We start from the raw sequence: 15,303 nt of genomic DNA, 5'->3' as shown, positions 1-15,303 counted from the left end.
AAAAATCTTACCGAATTACGGTAGTCCTGAATTATTCCCCGTTGCTATTAGAGGTCAGTACCTCGCTCATATAATCAAAAAACGGGCGCATCGCCTTATATGTTTTATTGGCTTCTTCCAGGAAAGATGCTTCCATTACTTCCTCATCCGTAAATCTCCTGATCAACAGATATTGTTTATACCTCAACAGATCTATGGCTTCATGGTCTGCAGGATAACCTTTTGGAGCCGTCTTTAACTGCTCCCCTTGTAATGTACCAAAAGCAGAAGTGAATGTTTTACTGTGTATGATTTTTTGCAAGGGCGCAGGATCAAAGGCGATGTCGTCCCTGATCAGTTTCAGATCAGCCGGTACAGGGGCAAAGAATCCACCTGCTACAAAGCTATTCCCCTTTTCTATATGAAAATAATACCCACCCCTGCGCTGTTTTGTCGCACGTTTAAAGCTACCACTCCAATGTGTTTTGTAAGGTGTTTTATCCTGGGAAAAGCGGGTATCCCTATAAATGCGGTAAAGGCTTTTTTTACCGGATGGGGTTTCAATCAGGTCGTGTACATTCATTTTAGCCAACAGGGCTTCAGCAAAGTTTTCAATATGCAGCAGCTCCTGCTGGTAAGCTATTTTATGCTCATTAAACCATTCGCGGTTATTATTCTTTCTTAATTTCTCCAGAAAATCGTATCCGGATGCAGGTATTATCACCTGTGATTGTTTTGCCATGACAATGAAAATTGAATGGCAAAGATAATCCTAATGAGCACTACCTGCTACAGCTTGTTTTTTATTATCCAGTATTTTCAGCACGGCCGTTTTCAGTTCTTCATACTGTGTATTGTCATCGAATCTCAGGCCGTAGTTGGTATGGCCATCGTTATCTGTTCCGCAGAGTATATAAGGTTTGCTTTCTTCAATAGGAAGAGCATATTCTGTCTGGATCGTCCTTTCAACGGAGTCAGGATGATCCATGATAGTAAAAATGATCTTGTTATAAATTTTGTCGGATGTACCATGCTCATATCTTTCATATACAACCACGTTCTTCTTATTCCATTTAAAGTAGTCAATACAAAACCTGTCATTCAGCTCTCCGTCCAGGTTACCGTCCCGCTGTGCCGCGTACAATTTCGCCTTGTATCTGTCGCCTGTTATATAATCCTTATCCTGATAGCAGATCTGGACCATTTTGGTCATCGCTATGTAATTCGCTGTGTCTATTTCCAACAATTCCTGCACTACCGGCAAGGCCAGCTCATGTCTGCCTTCTTTGATTTCAAGATCACAGATGCCGATGCAGGCAGTCTGGTAGTCCTCCCCATCTTTGGCCAGTTTATCTTTCACCTTGTAATAAACAGCCAGCGCTTTTTCATTATCATTCTGTTCAGAATAAATCTGGCCTATCATGACATTGGCATGGCCGTCGTCATCGGGTAGTTCGCTTGCTTTTGTTAACATATCCAGCGCCTGGGGAATTTTATTTAACCCACGATAGGCAATACCCAATCCTACATAGTTGCGGGCACTGACATCGCAGTCCTGTGCCTTTTCGAATACGGGAATCGCCTCTCTGTATTTTTGCCTCAGATTGAGCATAGTGCCTTTCAGGTAATAGGAGCGGGGATCTTTCGGTGCTTTGGCACTGGCCTTGTCAAAGATGGTGATCGCCATATTGTCCTGTGATAACATTTGATAAGCGATACCCAGGTAATTCAATGCGGAAGCTGATAAGGTGTCAGGCACTGTGGTGACAGTGATTATGTCCTGCCAGTTTTCTGTCCGGGCCAGCCTTTTAAAGAGGACACTGTCCTGGGCGTGACTTTGGTACAGGGCGCAACAGCAACAAATGGTTGCGATAAATTTTTTCATATATAGGGATATTTTTTTCCGTTTAACCGATCAATGCATTCAATGTCATCAGATTAGTAATTGCATCCCCGATGGTGTTATTGAAATACACATACACCTCTTTTCCATCTCTCATCCATTCTTTGATCTGTAAAGCTTGTTGTTCCAGCTGTGCATGGGTATAACCTCCCTTATAGTCGCCAGCCGGACCGTGAAACCGAAGATAAACAAAATTGGCTTTGTTATTTAACCGGGTATTTTTTGATTTCGGAATATCGTGCAGGACTACACTGGCGCCGTATTCGTCGGCCAACTCAAACGTTTCGCTGATATACCAGCTGGAATGTCTGAACTCCAATGCTACTTTCCATTCTGAAATCAGCGACAGCAGAGATTCTACCTGGCTAAAGGCGTCGATGGTCAGGGAGGGAGGAAACTGTACCAGCAAACAACCTTTCTGATCCCCTGACTGATCAATGACAGTCATGAAATTTAACACATCTTTGGGATTAAATGCGAACCCTTTTACATGGGTAATTTCCTGCCATAATTTGTAGGTAAATACGAAATGAGGAGGTACTTCTTCCGTCCATTTTTTTACCGTACTACCTTTAGGTACTTTATAGAATGAGCTATTGATTTCAATGCTGTTAAACAAACTGGAATAGTAAGTAAGCCGGCTCTTATCCCGGTACTCCGGCGGGAAAGCAGCTTTGTTGGGAACAGGCAGTACAAGCCCGCTGGTGCCCGATTTATACAGGCTATTCATATTAATATCTGATTTGATAATACATTATAAACAATTATATTTGAATCATGCCTATGTTCATCAATTTCCCTCATTCAACAGAAAAACCATTAAACATCTCATGATGCAAAAACTCAAAGTAATCATTCTTTTATTCCTCGTCATGCTCTCTGTGAAATGCTTCTCACAGGTATCATGTTACAACATCGTAGGGTATTACCCTTCGTGGGTAGCCGGAGGTAGTTACTACATCAACAGCCCTTCGAAGATCGACTATACCAAATACACGCATATTATGTATGCTTTTGCCATTCCGGGCACCGATGGTAAAATTGGTGCTGTAGACAATAGCTCTTCATTGACCGACCTTGTGACACGTGCACATGCTGCCAATGTAAAAGTGTTGTTGTCTATCGGAGGCTGGCTGGATTCTTCACCCAGCAACACGCCATTCGAAACCATCTCCGGTAATAGCACTTATATCAATAACCTCGCCACGGCCTGCGGAAACCTGATCACCCAGTACAACCTGGACGGCATTGACCTGGATTGGGAATACCCTACTACCAAGGCTAAGTGGAATGCACTGGCGACGGCCCTGGGTACTAAGATCCACGGCATGGGCAAACTGTTTACCGCCGCGGTTTCCGAGAGTGCAGCCAACAATGGTGATCACTATGATGACGTCTCCATGCTGGATCTCGTGAACATTATGTGCTATGGTAATTACAGTCTGGCCAGCAGCTCTGTGTCTTACTGGACATCAAGGGGCGTACCGCAAAGCAAACGCATGCTGGGCGTACCTTTTTATAGTTCAGACAATAATACGGCAGAGCATATTCAAAAGGCGACCTTAGCAAAGTCTCATGGTGGGATTATGATCTGGGATATTGCTACCGAATATGGTGATATCAATTCTATTTACAGCACCTTAGGTACCGTATGTTCTGGTAGTACACATGTGCCGCAGAACCTGGCCAAAGGCAAAACAGCCATAGCTTCTTCTGTAGAAACCAGTACGACCTATGTAGCTGGTAATGCTACTGATGGCAGTTACACCACCCGCTGGTCCTCGGCCTATAGCGATCCGCAATGGGTGTATGTAGACCTTGGTGCGAATTATGACATCAACGAAGTAAAGATCACCTGGGAAACAGCATCTGCTACTGCATATCAGATACAGGTATCTGCGGATGCGAATACCTGGACAACGATTAAATCTGTAAGTGGCAATACCACGCTGACCAATGATGTAACAGGTCTCAGTGGCACCGGCCGCTATGTACGCATTTACGGTACGGCCAGATCTACCGCTTATGGCTATTCTATCTATGAACTGGAGGTATATGGTAGTGCTGCGCAAAGCCCGTATGGTGGCAGCGCATGGACCATTCCCGGAAAAATTGAAGCGGAAAATTTTGATAATGGCGGTGAAGGGGTTGCGTATCATGACTATGATGCAGGCAATACACTGGGACAGTACAGAACTACTGAAAGTGTAGATATTGAAAGCTGTACGGATGCTAACGGCGGCTATGACGTGGGGGCATTGCACACGACTGAATACCTGGAATATACGGTTAATATTACCCAGGCTGGTGTATATACCTTCCAGGCGCGGGTTGCCACCACTGCTACCGGCAAGGCTTTCCATGCTGAACTGGATGGACAGAACTTTACTGGTACGATCAGTGTACCTACTACTGGTGGCTGGCAGACATGGACTACCGTGAATGTGACTACGCCGGTGCTGACCACGGGTAAAAAGGTGCTGAAAGTCTATATGGATAGTGATCAGTTCAACCTGAACTGGGTTAACTTCGTCTTACAGGCTGAAGATTTAGCCGCAGGCAAAGAGGCAGTTGCTTCTTCTATAGAGACAGCTGATTTCCCTGCCATTTATGCATTTGATGGAAATGATTCGACTACCAGATGGTCATCTGCATTCAAGGATAGCCAATGGGTAAGGGTAGACCTTGATACGGTGCATTCTGTGTCAGAAGTGGTGCTCAAATGGGAAGCCGCGTATGCGACCAGCTATCGTATTGAGACGGCTTTAGATACGCTTAACTGGACAGTACAAAAAGTCGTGACGAATGGTACAGGGGGCACGGAAACCGTTAGTTTCCCGGCAGTAAATGCCCGATACGTACGTTTATATGGATTGAAACGTGCTACGGTTTATGGCATTTCATTGTGGGAAGTTGTGATTCATGGAGGTGATGTGACTGCCGTAACTACCGCATCTGCAAAGAAAACCACAACAGCAGTTGTTGATTTCTCACTAAACACTTCTCCAAATCCAACATCGAACATCCTCAACATACAGGTACAAGGTATTAAATCACCTACCGTACTGCGCGTATACAGTATGAACGGACAAGCCATGTATACCACACTCCTGAAACAGGATGTAAACCAACTGCAACTGGACGTTTCAGGATGGCCTAAGGGGATTTATATCATATCCGCTGGCGGTCAGTCACACAAGATTATTGTACAATAAAATTGTGTGAACATAGGTTAATACCGTCCCGGTGATGATGCCGGGACGGTTTTTTATTTTAATTCGATTGCCCTGACTGCACGTACTTCTTCCAGGAAATACTGATCATGCGAAATGACGATCAATGTACCATCGTAAGCATTGATGGCTGCTGTGAGAATGTCTACATTCTGAATATCGAGGTTGTTCGTCGGTTCATCCAGAATGATCATATCAGGTGCTTGCTGATCGATGGTCAGACAGCAAAGCAGCAGGCGCATTTCTGAAATTGACACCTTGCGCATTAATGAGGAGTTTACCTTTGTGCAAATTGGCATTCTTTATTTTTATGACACCAGAAGCGTATAAAAGTTTGTTTACCTAGGACGATACTGTTGGTTGGACGGCCATTGACAATGTGTTAGATAAAATTTACCCAGGTCAGGAACCAGCACATTATGCCCCACCGTTACACTATGCAGCAGGTGGGGAAGATCCACTTGATGGCACAAGTATTTACAAAAGCAATCAGCAGGAAGAACATTTTCATATAGTGAGTTATGGTTTTTCTGAATTGTATTATAACGAAAAAGCCGCAGGTGGTGAATTCAGCAAATGGGGGTTTGAACTGACTATGCGTGTAACGCCATTTGCGGGTGATCCGGACAAGCCAACCTGGGTGATAAATATGATGAACAACCTGGCCCGCTATGTATTTACTTCCGGTAATTGGTTTGAGGAATTTCAGTATATACCAGCTAATGGGCCTATCCGTCTTGAACGGATACAGATATTACTGGTCTGGCTTTTATCAAAGACCCGGAAGCAGATCGTATAGATACATCGAATGGTGAGGTCACCTTCCTGCAAATAGTAGGAATTACCACAGCTGAGCTTGAGCGGATTCAAAAATCCAATACAAGAACAGCTGTGGAGGAAGTACTGACAGAATTAGCTAAGACTAATCCTTTGCTGATAACCGATTTGGAAAGACGGTCATAACCGGATCATGTCAAGATGCACAGAATCCTTTTCCAGTGTGCCTGTTATTGTAAGATGATCCATCTCTTTTTTAATAATACCTTGTAAGGGCCCAGCAATGAGCGTATCCCCCCGGTACTGATATTTACCAGTGTATCGGTGGTTTACATCGCCCCATTGCAGGGTTACATCATTAAAATGTTCTAAATACACGGTGGTGAGCGCATGATTTTCCACATTATACTTGCCTGTAATGGATGGGTTTTTGTCTGTAGAAGGAGCAGTAGCGACTAACAAAAATGGAAGTACTGCCGCCGCAAGCACAATATAAGTATTGCATTCATTTTTTTGAAAAAATACCTGCTTTAACTGATTATAATACCCCGCTAACAGATAGATGACTCCGGCAAATAAAATAGTTGCGTGAAGCAACGCTCCCACGCCAATCTGGTAAAAAACATCTATCATCATGATATTCAATAAGACAGGTAGTAGCATAATCAATCCCAATAGCCGGGTCTTTCTGAATAACAACAGGAAGGAACAGATAATCTGGGTCAGCGCAATGGCTACCATATAGGGGTAAGAATACTGGAAATACGCCCAGTTAACCGTATCGGCAGGCAGGGAACTAAATGGCATGTCGAGTACCGATTGGGGAACATTGGCCTGTTGGTGAAAGAGTTTTTGCCAGCCAAAAACGATCAGGTCAAATGAGATGGCAAAGCAGATCCATTGTTTCGATGGTTTAATGATTATTATAATAGTAAGCAATGCTGTCAATCCCCATATCCAGGGCATCGGTAAAAAGTCAAAATACCTGATGGCAATCCGGCTAAAAACTGCCACGGCCAATAATCCACTTAGGATAGAAAGCAAAATTTTTCTCATGGTTTTTTTCACAATACTACCATGGAGCGCGGGTGCTGGCGTTCCGAACTATATTTCCGAACCACTTTTTTTCCAGTCTGAAGGGGATAGACCAGTCGCTTTTTTGAAGGTGGTATTGAAGGTGGTCTTGGAATTAAAGCCTGCTTCAAAGGCAATTCCCAGTATGCTCAGGTGGGCATGTTTTTCAGAAAGCAGGAGCTGCTTAGCCAAGGTGATTCTGTAGGTATTGATGAATTGATTGAAGTTCTGGCCATAGCCGTTGTTTAATAATGCGGACAGGTCATGGACACTTATTCCCATTTTTTCGGCCAATAAGGGCAGGTTAAGGTCACTGTCTGTAAAAACCCTGTGTCTGGTCATTAAATCCTCCAGACGGGCTTTTAAATCATCAGCAATGGGAGCCTGAACCGGACGTGGCTGATAATCCTTTTGCCGGATAGCCAAAAATCCAATTCCGAAAATGGTCACCACCACCGCGTATTGATTAAGACCGCTGAACCAGATGAGCATCAGGCAGCAGATGCTCCATAGCAAATACCTGAGCCAGGGCATGTACATCGGGTACTTCATAAGGCGGTAGATAGACAGAGAGACGTATATGAATAACTGTATCTTTATAATCCGGCCCATGATCCAGCCCAAAATGGGTGAGTAGGGTGCAGGTAAGGAAAAGAGATGTTTGTTGTAAATGATTTCAGGTACAGTGAAAATAAAAAACAACCCTGCCGGTAAGAAATGCCAGTAAGCAGCTTTCTTGCCCCCCCTTGTATAATGTAGTACGCAAAGATAAAGTGCTGGCGCCATGGCAAACCGGGTAAGCTCAGTTAAAGGTATCCACCTGGTTGGGACGATCATAGAGGCGATACCACATCCTACACATAAGAAAAAAGCCCCCAGCCAGCGATTTGCCGGCACATTTATCTTCTCTGCGGTACTGATCAGTAAAAAGGACAGTAAAAATATACTGCCACAGGTTAGCGCATAAATCATACTTCAATTTACAAAAAAAGCGTCTGCAAAAATATGCAGGCGCTTTTTCAAAACTACAACAGTATATTGGTTCCTATTATTTGATACTCACCAGCACTTTAATAACACCTGTTCCATTGCCATCAAAATTGGCCAGTGCCTTACCAATCACCTGTCCGTGTTCCACCTTGTCAATATCAGCTTTCATAGCATGACCCGCTTTGCTGGAAGTTACCAGCAGATCGCCACGTTTAATAGCCCCATTTTCACTGCAGACCTTGGTTGGAATCACACCAATCACCCCATTGGTACTTTGTCGGTCAGTTCACCTTTTAATTCCTCGTCTTCGGTGAGTAGCACACCTGGTTTGGTGGCATACACACCAACGACGAGCGTAGAGTATGGTTCGGAAGAAAGGGCAACAGTGCGGTCATCTTCAGTAGCACTGTAAGAAGAAATTTTACCTTCTATAGCAAAAGCTCCTGCTGCGTCAGCACCACTTGTTTGTGTACCACCATTGAAGAAACCACGGCCGGCTTTGTTCACGCGGGCCACGTTGCTACCGGCACGCTGCAGGATCATGAGGTTGCCGCTTGCGCTAGTGTGGTTGACGAGGATATGGTTGATAGAATCCGATGCTAATTCATTTACTAACTGCAACTAAATGCAAATATGTCACAAATGTCTGTTGGGGGCAATATTCAATTCTTACATGGCGGTAATCATTTTTTAAATGGCAGGCAAGGGAGGACAATTGGTTGTGATGTAATACAAACAGAGGGGTGGGATAATTGTTTTATATTAATAAAAAAAACCTGCGAAATTCCGCAGGTTTTTCATTTATGATTTACGAACATATTTCGTAAGGATCACAATGGTTTGTTCATTGATCTTTCCTTCTATCTGTTCGGGATTGTCGCTGACTAATCTGATTTTACGTACAATCGTTCCTTTGGGGGCCATAAAGTTGGCGCCTTTTACATTCAGGCCCTGTGTCAGTACCACGGTATCGCCGTGTTCCAGTTCAGTACCATTGCTGTCACGATGAACGGCTTTTACTTCGAATGCGCTCAGTGCCCAGTGGCTCACTGATTCATCTATTTCTACTCCATTTATGATTTCGGCTGCCCATTCCTGGTCTTTGTGTTTGTATAGCAGGCGATAACTCAGGGCCTGTACGCTGGGCTCCGGATTCCATATACTACCAGCCAGTACATGCCAGTGCATAGCTGCTGTTGCATCTTCCATGGCGGCAGCGCAGGTGTTGCAAATCGCCACTTCATTTTCAATTGCATCATTGTTTTTGGGACTCACTGCAAAGGCTATCGAGGCATCTTCACCCGTGCACAGTTCACATGTGCCGTTACTGCGCTCCCTTAATGCAGGCGTAATAGTTGTACTCATAAATGGTTTATTTTCTATATAAAAGGTGCAAAGATAAACGCATATTTCGGATTTTCTGTATTGACAGGAATCAGGACATTTGTATTATGAAAATACAGGAGCATATTAATTATTCCCGGATTGCAGAGGCAATTGACTATATCAGGAACCATTTCCGGGAGCAACCGAACCTGGACGCGGTAGCAGAAAGTGTGCACCTGAGTCCGGCGCATTTCCAGCGAATGTTTACGGAATGGGCAGGCACAAGTCCCAAGAAATTTCTGCAATACATCAGTCTGGAATATGCCAAGGGGATGCTGAAGGAAACGACTATTTTTGATACCGCCTATGAAACCGGGCTGTCGAGTACCAGTCGTTTACATGATTTATTTATTGGGATTGAAGGTATGACTCCGGCTGAATATAAGCATGGCGGTAAGGATCTGTTGATCAATTATAGTTTTGCTGAGAGTCCGTTTGGAAGTCTGATTGTAGCGTCTACGCCAAAGGGTGTTTGTTATATGGCATTTGATGCGGACGAAGTGCGGGCGTTGGAAGATCTTAAAGTGAAATTTCCGAATGCTGCTTTTGTACGCAAACTGGATTTGTTGCAACAAAATGCATTGTTCATTTTTCAGCATGACTGGACTAAACTACCAGAGATTAAATTACACCTGCGGGGAACGGATTTTCAACTGAAGGTATGGGAGAGTTTATTGAAGATACCTTTAGGAAAACTGTCTACCTATGGTGCGATCGCTGCCAATATCGGGAATCCGAATGCATCGCGGGCAGTGGGAACAGCCATTGGCAATAATCCAGTAGCATATTTAATTCCCTGTCACAGGGTGATACAATCCAGTGGTACATTCGGGGAATATATGTGGGGGAGCACGCGAAAAACGGCGATCATAGGCTGGGAAGCTGCGAAGGCAGGGTTATAGGTACAACTTTCTCCGGGAATGCCGCTTTCATTAAATTCCAGTTCTTTAATTTTTAAAGAGGTCGTGATACGGTTGATGTCCTTTTCCTTTTTATAGGTTCACCCGTATGACCGTAGAAGTGATATTTGAAGATCACATAGTGTAATAAAGGTCAACTAACCTGAAGGGTAACAAAATCTTTCCGTAAATATCTGAATATATTGAGAGTCGCATGGCATAAAGATATTATATTTATTGTGTAATGAAAAGTACTGTCATATTATTGCTGGTCTTCCTGAGTGTGAAGGCCCGGGGGCAAACAGAGTTCCCTATTACCCGCTTTGGAGCAAAGTCTACGATGAATTTTGATAACGCCAATGCTATACAGCGGGCGATTGATTCCGCTACTCTTAAGGGCGGGACAGTAATGATTCCTGCGGGGATGTACCTGACTAGCCCTTTGCAGTTAAAAAGTAATGTCACATTACATTTGGATAAAGACGCCATTTTGTTCGGGAGTACGGAGCGGATGCACTACAGTGGTCCGGCGTTGATTGTGTGTAAGGGGCAGCAAAACGTGGGTATTACAGGAGAAGGAATGATTGATGGACAGGGTAGGGAGTTGGTAGAAAATACCATTCAATGCTTGCGTGAGGGGAAGATCCAGGATGAGGAGTGGTTGAAAAAAAGACCAACTGAAAAAAACAGGCCCAACCTGTTGTACTTTGAAAACTGTACGGGGGTACGGATAAAGGGGGTGACCTTAAAGAATGCTGCCTGTTGGGTGCAGAATTATAAGGAGTGTACCCATGTGGTGATAGATGGAATTAATGTAGAAAGTACGGCTTACTGGAACAATGATGGGGTAGATATTGTTGATTCAAAGGATGTAGTGATTAAGAACAGTTATTTCAATGCGGCAGACGATGCAATATGTCTGAAGTCAGAAACTGCGGCGCGGACTTGTGAGGATGTCACTGTAGAAAATTGTACGCTGCGTTCCAGTGCGAATGGGTTTAAATTAGGCACTGGATCACTGGGAGGGTTTAAGAATATTGTGGTAAAGAACATTACGGTGTTTGACACTTATCGTTCAGCGATAGCTTTGGAGGCAGTAGATGGGGGATTTATAGAGAATGTGCATGTGAGTGGGGTGAATGCCACGAACACCGGCAATGCCTTGTTTATACGATTGGGGAAGCGGAATACAGATGACAGATACAGTACGGTCAATAATATTGTGATTGAAAAGGTAAAGGCGGAAATACCGGCAGGTAAACCTGACATCGGGTATCCGCAGGAAGGGCCATTACCGAAGATGCCGATTCAATATGTACTACCGATGGTGATTGCAGGGTTACCTGGGCATCCGGTGAAAAATGTGCAGCTCATGGATATTGAAGTGGTCTATCAGGGAGAGCGTGTAAAAGGTGCGATCAATGAAGTACCGGATAACCCAGCTGGCTATCCGGAATTCACCATGTTTGGAGACTTGCCTGCATGGGGATTGTATGTAATGCATGCGGATAGTATTCAAATGTGGAATTTTAAAGTAGACGTGCGACGTGGAGATTCCAGATCTGCATTAATGTTTGAGGATGTAAAGGCTATACTATTGAGGCATGTAAAAGTACCTGAAAAGAAGGAAATGAATACATCACATATCGAAGCGAAAACGCTATCCTTTTAAAAATTATCTTTGTCCAAAATTGATACATATGTTCGAGCAATTATCATCTCTGATCCAGCAGCACAGTCAGCAAAGCGTAGCTGACAATCCCGCAATACCAAATGAACACAACCAGGGGGTTGTGGAAGAACTGAAGAATGTCATCCTCTCTAAAGTAACAGGTCTGGTAACCAGTGGTCAGACCGACAAAATTTCTGAAATGTTATCCTCCAATGGGGACACGCCTGAAACAAAAGACATGGAGAATAACTTTGCTACCAACATCATGCAGAAGTTCGGCATCAACAGTCAGGTAGCTACCACCATCGCAGCTACACTGATTCCTGGTATCCTGAACGCACTGCGTGGACAGGGTGGCATCCAGGAGATCTTAGCCTCTCTGGGAGGCGGTGGCAGCCTGAGTGGATTAAGCAGTTTAGGTGCAAAATTTGGCCTGGATAAAGATAATGACGGTGATGTGGACCTGAATGATTTAGGCAAGATGTTTAAGTTTTAACATTTAACTAATAATAAGGTGAAACCCGCTTTGGCTCAACGCTGAAGCGGGTTTATTACTTAATATATTGGGTTGATAGACTAAGCAGGAAGATTTTTTATATCAAAGATTTACTTTAATATAGTGTCCGTATTAATTAACCACCACATGAAGAACTGATCCCACCAGTCAGTCCTGATGATCTATCTTTCTTTAATCATTTATTAAAAACGCTATCCCCATGGCAGAATCAAAGACCAGGCAGCAAACTGCTTTAGGTGATGTGGCCGCACGGCAACTGGCCATCGCCACACGTACCGTTCCTCAGATGAGTACTATTACCCCCCGGTGGCTGACCCATTTATTAAGCTGGATACCTGTAGAATCCGGGATCTATCGCCTGAACAGGGTGAAAGATGCTACCCAGGTAGAAGTAGACTGTGGTGGTCGTGACGAACGTACACTTCCTCAAACATTCGTCGACTACATCGAGGATGCAAGAGAGTATATGTTGACAGCGGTGAACACAGTACTGGATGTACACACCCGTGTGTCAGATCTGTATAGTAAACCTTATAACCAGATCAGTGAACAATTACGTTTGACGATTGAGGCAATCAAAGAACGTCAGGAAAGCGAATTAATCAACAACAAGGAGTACGGTCTGTTGAGCAGTATTGCGCCTTCACAGCGCATCAAAACCCGTACAGGTGCACCGACACCGGATGATATGGATGACCTGCTTGTAAAGGTGTGGAAAGAGCCGGGTTTCTTTCTGACACATCCGCTTACCATTGCAGCATTTGGCAGGGAATGTACCCGCAGGGGTGTACCGCCGCCAACAGTTTCCCTTTTTGGCTCGCAATTTATTACATGGAGAGGGGTGCCACTGATTCCTTCTGATAAAGTACCGGTAGAGAAAGGTAAGTCCAAGATCCTCCTGATCCGCACTGGTGAGAGCAGGCAGGGTGTGGTGGGGCTGTACCAGCCTAACTTGCCGGGCGAACAGTCACCGGGATTATCCGTAAGATTTATGGGTATCAATGAGCGTGCGATCGCTTCATATTTGGTATCACTGTATTGTTCGCTGGCAGTATTGGTAGATGACGCCATAGCTGTACTTGAAGACGTAGAAATCGGTAAATATCATGAGTACAAGTAATCCAATAGAAACTGCGTTCCTTGAGCAACTGGCGAATCAGTATTTCCAGGCGCAACCGGGGCAACAGCCAGTATCTTCATCACATAATGATATCCTGCTGCAACATGGGGAGACCGTTAATATGGCGGAGCCTCAGACCAGTTTGCATGATCCGCATTTTCCGGGTGGCAGGGGGCCGATACCGGCTTCTGTGGCGGGGAGTGGGAAGTCTCCTTCTGCGCAGCAGTTAGGGGAGGATCCGAAGATTGGAGGGCTGGGGAGCCAGGTGAATACTTCTACGCTTACTTCTACAGGCGGGGGTAGAACGCCTTCTTCATTGCCGTTGGAGCATGAGAATACGTTTGAGGAGCAGTTACAGGCGGCGTTGAAGGGAATAACGCAGTATGTGCCGACGGGACAGTTGCCTTTTACCGACTCTTCTTATTATTTCATACCATCTGATGGCCAGTCTATTACTGCCGCTGCGCCTTTTGATGTGAACAGGGTGAAAGCAGATTTCCCCATTCTCAATCAATATGTAAACGGCCGTCCGCTGATCTGGCTGGACAATGCTGCGACAACGCAGAAACCCAGGCACGTGATTGAAAGACTTAGCTATTTCTATGAGCATGAGAATTCCAATATTCACCGCGGGGCGCACACATTAGCTGCAAGAGCCACAGATGCATACGAAGAAGCCCGCAAAAAGGTACAGCTCTTTCTGAATGCAGGTAGTCCGAACGAAATTGTATTCGTACGTGGTACCACAGAAGCCATCAACCTGGTAGCAAATAGCTGGGGTGATCAAAACATCAAAGCTGGCGATGAGATTGTAGTGACTCATTTGGAGCACCATGCGAACATCGTTCCCTGGCAGCAGCTGGCAGCCAGAAAAGGAGCCATATTGAAAGTTGCGCCTGTAGATGAAGATGGGCAAATCATACTGGAAGAATATGCACGTTTATTAGGCCCGAAAACCAAACTGGTATCCTTCACGCAGGTGAGCAATGCGTTGGGTACTGTAACGCCTGCGAAGCAGATGACAGACCTTGCACACCAGGCAGGAGCGAAAGTATTAATAGACGGAGCTCAATCCGTATCGCACATGAAAGCGGATGTGCGCTATCTGGATGCCGACTGGTTTGCATTTTCAGGGCATAAGGTATTTGGTCCTACGGGAATCGGTGTATTATATGGCAAGGAAGCTTTACTGAATGAAACCCAACCCTGGCAGGGTGGGGGAAACATGATCAGTGATGTGACCTTTGAACATACTAAATACCAACCGGCACCTGCCCGTTTTGAGGCAGGTACGGGGAATATAGCCGATGCAGTAGGATTGGGTGCTGCTATTGATTATGTAAACAGTATAGGCATAGAGGTAATACACCAGTACGAGCATTATTTATTGCAATATGCTACGCGGTTACTCAAGGATATTCCTGGATTGAGATTGATTGGTACGGCGCCGGATAAGGCAGGCGTGCTATCGTTTGTATTACAGGGATTCCGTACAGAGGAAGTGGGGACGGCGTTAAGCAATAATGGTATCGCTGTACGTTCCGGCCATCACTGTGCGCAGCCGATACTGCGGCGGTTTGGGTTAGAAAGTAGTGTGCGACCGTCATTGGCGTTTTATAATACCTGTACGGATATTGATGCATTGGTAAATACAGTAAGGAAATTAAGAAGCGCCTCTCCTTTGTGAGGCGTTTCTTTTATAGTTTTAAGGAGAGGTGGTTGTATGGTTTTGATTAGCTAAGGATTGCGAGGT

At 44.7% G+C, this 15,303-nt stretch carries 16 protein-coding genes and 1 pseudogene; 8 read left to right on the top strand and 9 right to left on the bottom strand.

What is annotated here, in order from left to right; translation table 11 throughout:
• Nucleotides 1-31: 31 nt before the first annotated feature.
• From QQL36_RS26195 to QQL36_RS26185, 3 genes are read right to left on the bottom strand one after another with little or no spacing between them, the layout of a single operon-like run.
• The gene (locus tag QQL36_RS26195) at nt 32-721 is read right to left on the bottom strand and encodes a DUF2461 domain-containing protein (RefSeq protein ID WP_321567291.1); all 690 of its coding nucleotides are present in this window, start codon (nt 719-721) and stop codon (nt 32-34) included.
• A gap of 30 nt (nt 722-751) precedes the next feature.
• Nucleotides 752-1,864: a tetratricopeptide repeat protein gene (locus QQL36_RS26190; RefSeq protein ID WP_321567290.1), complete on the bottom strand. Its 1,113-nt coding sequence runs from the start codon at nt 1,862-1,864 to the stop codon at nt 752-754.
• Nucleotides 1,865-1,886: 22 nt separating this feature from the next.
• On the bottom strand, nt 1,887-2,612 hold the full coding sequence (locus tag QQL36_RS26185; protein ID WP_321567289.1) for a DUF72 domain-containing protein: 726 nt from the start codon (nt 2,610-2,612) through the stop codon (nt 1,887-1,889).
• A 100-nt stretch (nt 2,613-2,712) separates the two neighbouring features.
• On the opposite strand from QQL36_RS26185, the gene QQL36_RS26180 reads away from it, so the two are divergent.
• Complete coding sequence (locus tag QQL36_RS26180) at nt 2,713-5,097, top strand: discoidin domain-containing protein (RefSeq protein ID WP_321567288.1); 2,385 nt, start codon at nt 2,713-2,715, stop codon at nt 5,095-5,097.
• A gap of 53 nt (nt 5,098-5,150) precedes the next feature.
• On the opposite strand, the gene QQL36_RS26175 is transcribed toward QQL36_RS26180, so the two are convergent.
• The gene (locus QQL36_RS26175) at nt 5,151-5,381 is read right to left on the bottom strand and encodes a hypothetical protein (RefSeq protein WP_321567287.1); all 231 of its coding nucleotides are present in this window, start codon (nt 5,379-5,381) and stop codon (nt 5,151-5,153) included.
• Between the two features lie 113 nt (nt 5,382-5,494).
• On the opposite strand from QQL36_RS26175, the pseudogene QQL36_RS26170 reads away from it, so the two are divergent.
• Nucleotides 5,495-6,078 (top strand): annotated as a pseudogene (locus tag QQL36_RS26170) (suppressor of fused domain protein).
• Here the strand turns inward: QQL36_RS26170 and QQL36_RS26165 are convergent.
• Both QQL36_RS26165 and QQL36_RS26160 read right to left on the bottom strand, forming a co-directional pair.
• Nucleotides 6,073-6,948, bottom strand: a complete 876-nt coding sequence (locus QQL36_RS26165) for a hypothetical protein (protein WP_321567286.1) — start codon at nt 6,946-6,948, stop codon at nt 6,073-6,075. The pseudogene QQL36_RS26170 and the gene QQL36_RS26165 sit on opposite strands and share 6 nt — an antisense overlap.
• A 48-nt stretch (nt 6,949-6,996) precedes the next feature.
• Complete coding sequence (locus QQL36_RS26160; RefSeq protein WP_179091187.1) at nt 6,997-7,752, bottom strand: helix-turn-helix domain-containing protein; 756 nt, start codon at nt 7,750-7,752, stop codon at nt 6,997-6,999.
• On the opposite strand from QQL36_RS26160, the gene QQL36_RS26155 reads away from it, so the two are divergent.
• Nucleotides 7,751-7,933, top strand: coding sequence for a hypothetical protein (locus tag QQL36_RS26155; RefSeq protein ID WP_179091188.1), 183 nt, complete (start codon nt 7,751-7,753; stop codon nt 7,931-7,933). The genes QQL36_RS26160 and QQL36_RS26155 overlap by 2 nt on opposite strands.
• Nucleotides 7,934-8,014: 81 nt before the next feature.
• Here QQL36_RS26155 and QQL36_RS26150 read toward each other — a convergent pair whose 3' ends face one another.
• The 3 genes from QQL36_RS26150 to QQL36_RS26140 form a co-directional block, all read right to left on the bottom strand.
• Nucleotides 8,015-8,218, bottom strand: coding sequence for a hypothetical protein (locus QQL36_RS26150; protein ID WP_321567285.1), 204 nt, complete (start codon nt 8,216-8,218; stop codon nt 8,015-8,017).
• Complete coding sequence (locus QQL36_RS26145) at nt 8,215-8,577, bottom strand: hypothetical protein (protein ID WP_321567284.1); 363 nt, start codon at nt 8,575-8,577, stop codon at nt 8,215-8,217. Before QQL36_RS26145 ends, QQL36_RS26150 begins: the two co-directional genes overlap by 4 nt.
• Before the next feature lie 180 nt (nt 8,578-8,757).
• Complete coding sequence (locus QQL36_RS26140; RefSeq protein WP_083724936.1) at nt 8,758-9,321, bottom strand: PhnA domain-containing protein; 564 nt, start codon at nt 9,319-9,321, stop codon at nt 8,758-8,760.
• Between the two features lie 86 nt (nt 9,322-9,407).
• Here QQL36_RS26140 and QQL36_RS26135 point away from each other — a divergent pair, with 86 nt between their 5' ends.
• The 5 genes from QQL36_RS26135 to QQL36_RS26115 all read left to right on the top strand — a co-directional run bounded on the left by QQL36_RS26135 (nt 9,408) and on the right by QQL36_RS26115 (nt 15,237).
• Nucleotides 9,408-10,244, top strand: a complete 837-nt coding sequence (locus QQL36_RS26135; RefSeq protein WP_083724938.1) for a methylated-DNA--[protein]-cysteine S-methyltransferase — start codon at nt 9,408-9,410, stop codon at nt 10,242-10,244.
• Nucleotides 10,245-10,485: 241 nt separating this feature from the next.
• Nucleotides 10,486-11,913 (top strand): glycoside hydrolase family 28 protein, encoded by a 1,428-nt coding sequence (locus tag QQL36_RS26130; protein ID WP_321567283.1) that lies wholly within the window; start codon nt 10,486-10,488, stop codon nt 11,911-11,913.
• Nucleotides 11,914-11,941: 28 nt separating this feature from the next.
• A complete protein-coding gene (locus tag QQL36_RS26125; RefSeq protein WP_083724942.1) occupies nt 11,942-12,409 on the top strand; it encodes a hypothetical protein in 468 nt (155 codons plus the stop codon).
• 220 nt (nt 12,410-12,629) lie between these two features.
• Nucleotides 12,630-13,550 (top strand): family 2A encapsulin nanocompartment shell protein, encoded by a 921-nt coding sequence (locus QQL36_RS26120; RefSeq protein WP_083724944.1) that lies wholly within the window; start codon nt 12,630-12,632, stop codon nt 13,548-13,550.
• The gene (locus tag QQL36_RS26115) at nt 13,537-15,237 is read left to right on the top strand and encodes a family 2A encapsulin nanocompartment cargo protein cysteine desulfurase (RefSeq protein WP_321567282.1); all 1,701 of its coding nucleotides are present in this window, start codon (nt 13,537-13,539) and stop codon (nt 15,235-15,237) included. The genes QQL36_RS26120 and QQL36_RS26115 overlap by 14 nt, the downstream gene beginning before the upstream one ends.
• Nucleotides 15,238-15,303: the final 66 nt, after the last annotated feature.

The organism is Chitinophaga sp. LS1, from assembly GCF_034274695.1.
Taxonomy (GTDB): Bacteria; Bacteroidota; Bacteroidia; order Chitinophagales; family Chitinophagaceae; genus Chitinophaga.
The sequence above is the reverse complement of the archived record's forward strand: the minus strand, read 5'-3'. Positions and strand labels throughout refer to the sequence as shown.

Excerpts from the sequence above, each read along its gene's own strand:
- QQL36_RS26195 (WP_321567291.1), bottom strand. The coding sequence starts at position 721 with ATGGCAAAACAATCACAGGTGATAATACCTGCATCCGGATACGATTTT.
- QQL36_RS26190 (WP_321567290.1), bottom strand. The coding sequence starts at position 1,864 with ATGAAAAAATTTATCGCAACCATTTGTTGCTGTTGCGCCCTGTACCAA.
- QQL36_RS26185 (WP_321567289.1), bottom strand. The coding sequence starts at position 2,612 with ATGAATAGCCTGTATAAATCGGGCACCAGCGGGCTTGTACTGCCTGTT.
- QQL36_RS26180 (WP_321567288.1), top strand. The coding sequence starts at position 2,713 with ATGATGCAAAAACTCAAAGTAATCATTCTTTTATTCCTCGTCATGCTC.
- QQL36_RS26175 (WP_321567287.1), bottom strand. The coding sequence starts at position 5,381 with ATGCGCAAGGTGTCAATTTCAGAAATGCGCCTGCTGCTTTGCTGTCTG.
- QQL36_RS26165 (WP_321567286.1), bottom strand. The coding sequence starts at position 6,948 with ATGAGAAAAATTTTGCTTTCTATCCTAAGTGGATTATTGGCCGTGGCA.
- QQL36_RS26155 (WP_179091188.1), top strand. The coding sequence starts at position 7,751 with ATGGCAAACCGGGTAAGCTCAGTTAAAGGTATCCACCTGGTTGGGACG.
- QQL36_RS26160 (WP_179091187.1), bottom strand. The coding sequence starts at position 7,752 with ATGGCGCCAGCACTTTATCTTTGCGTACTACATTATACAAGGGGGGGC.
- QQL36_RS26140 (WP_083724936.1), bottom strand. The coding sequence starts at position 9,321 with ATGAGTACAACTATTACGCCTGCATTAAGGGAGCGCAGTAACGGCACA.
- QQL36_RS26135 (WP_083724938.1), top strand. The coding sequence starts at position 9,408 with ATGAAAATACAGGAGCATATTAATTATTCCCGGATTGCAGAGGCAATT.
- QQL36_RS26130 (WP_321567283.1), top strand. The coding sequence starts at position 10,486 with ATGAAAAGTACTGTCATATTATTGCTGGTCTTCCTGAGTGTGAAGGCC.
- QQL36_RS26125 (WP_083724942.1), top strand. The coding sequence starts at position 11,942 with ATGTTCGAGCAATTATCATCTCTGATCCAGCAGCACAGTCAGCAAAGC.
- QQL36_RS26120 (WP_083724944.1), top strand. The coding sequence starts at position 12,630 with ATGGCAGAATCAAAGACCAGGCAGCAAACTGCTTTAGGTGATGTGGCC.
- QQL36_RS26115 (WP_321567282.1), top strand. The coding sequence starts at position 13,537 with ATGAGTACAAGTAATCCAATAGAAACTGCGTTCCTTGAGCAACTGGCG.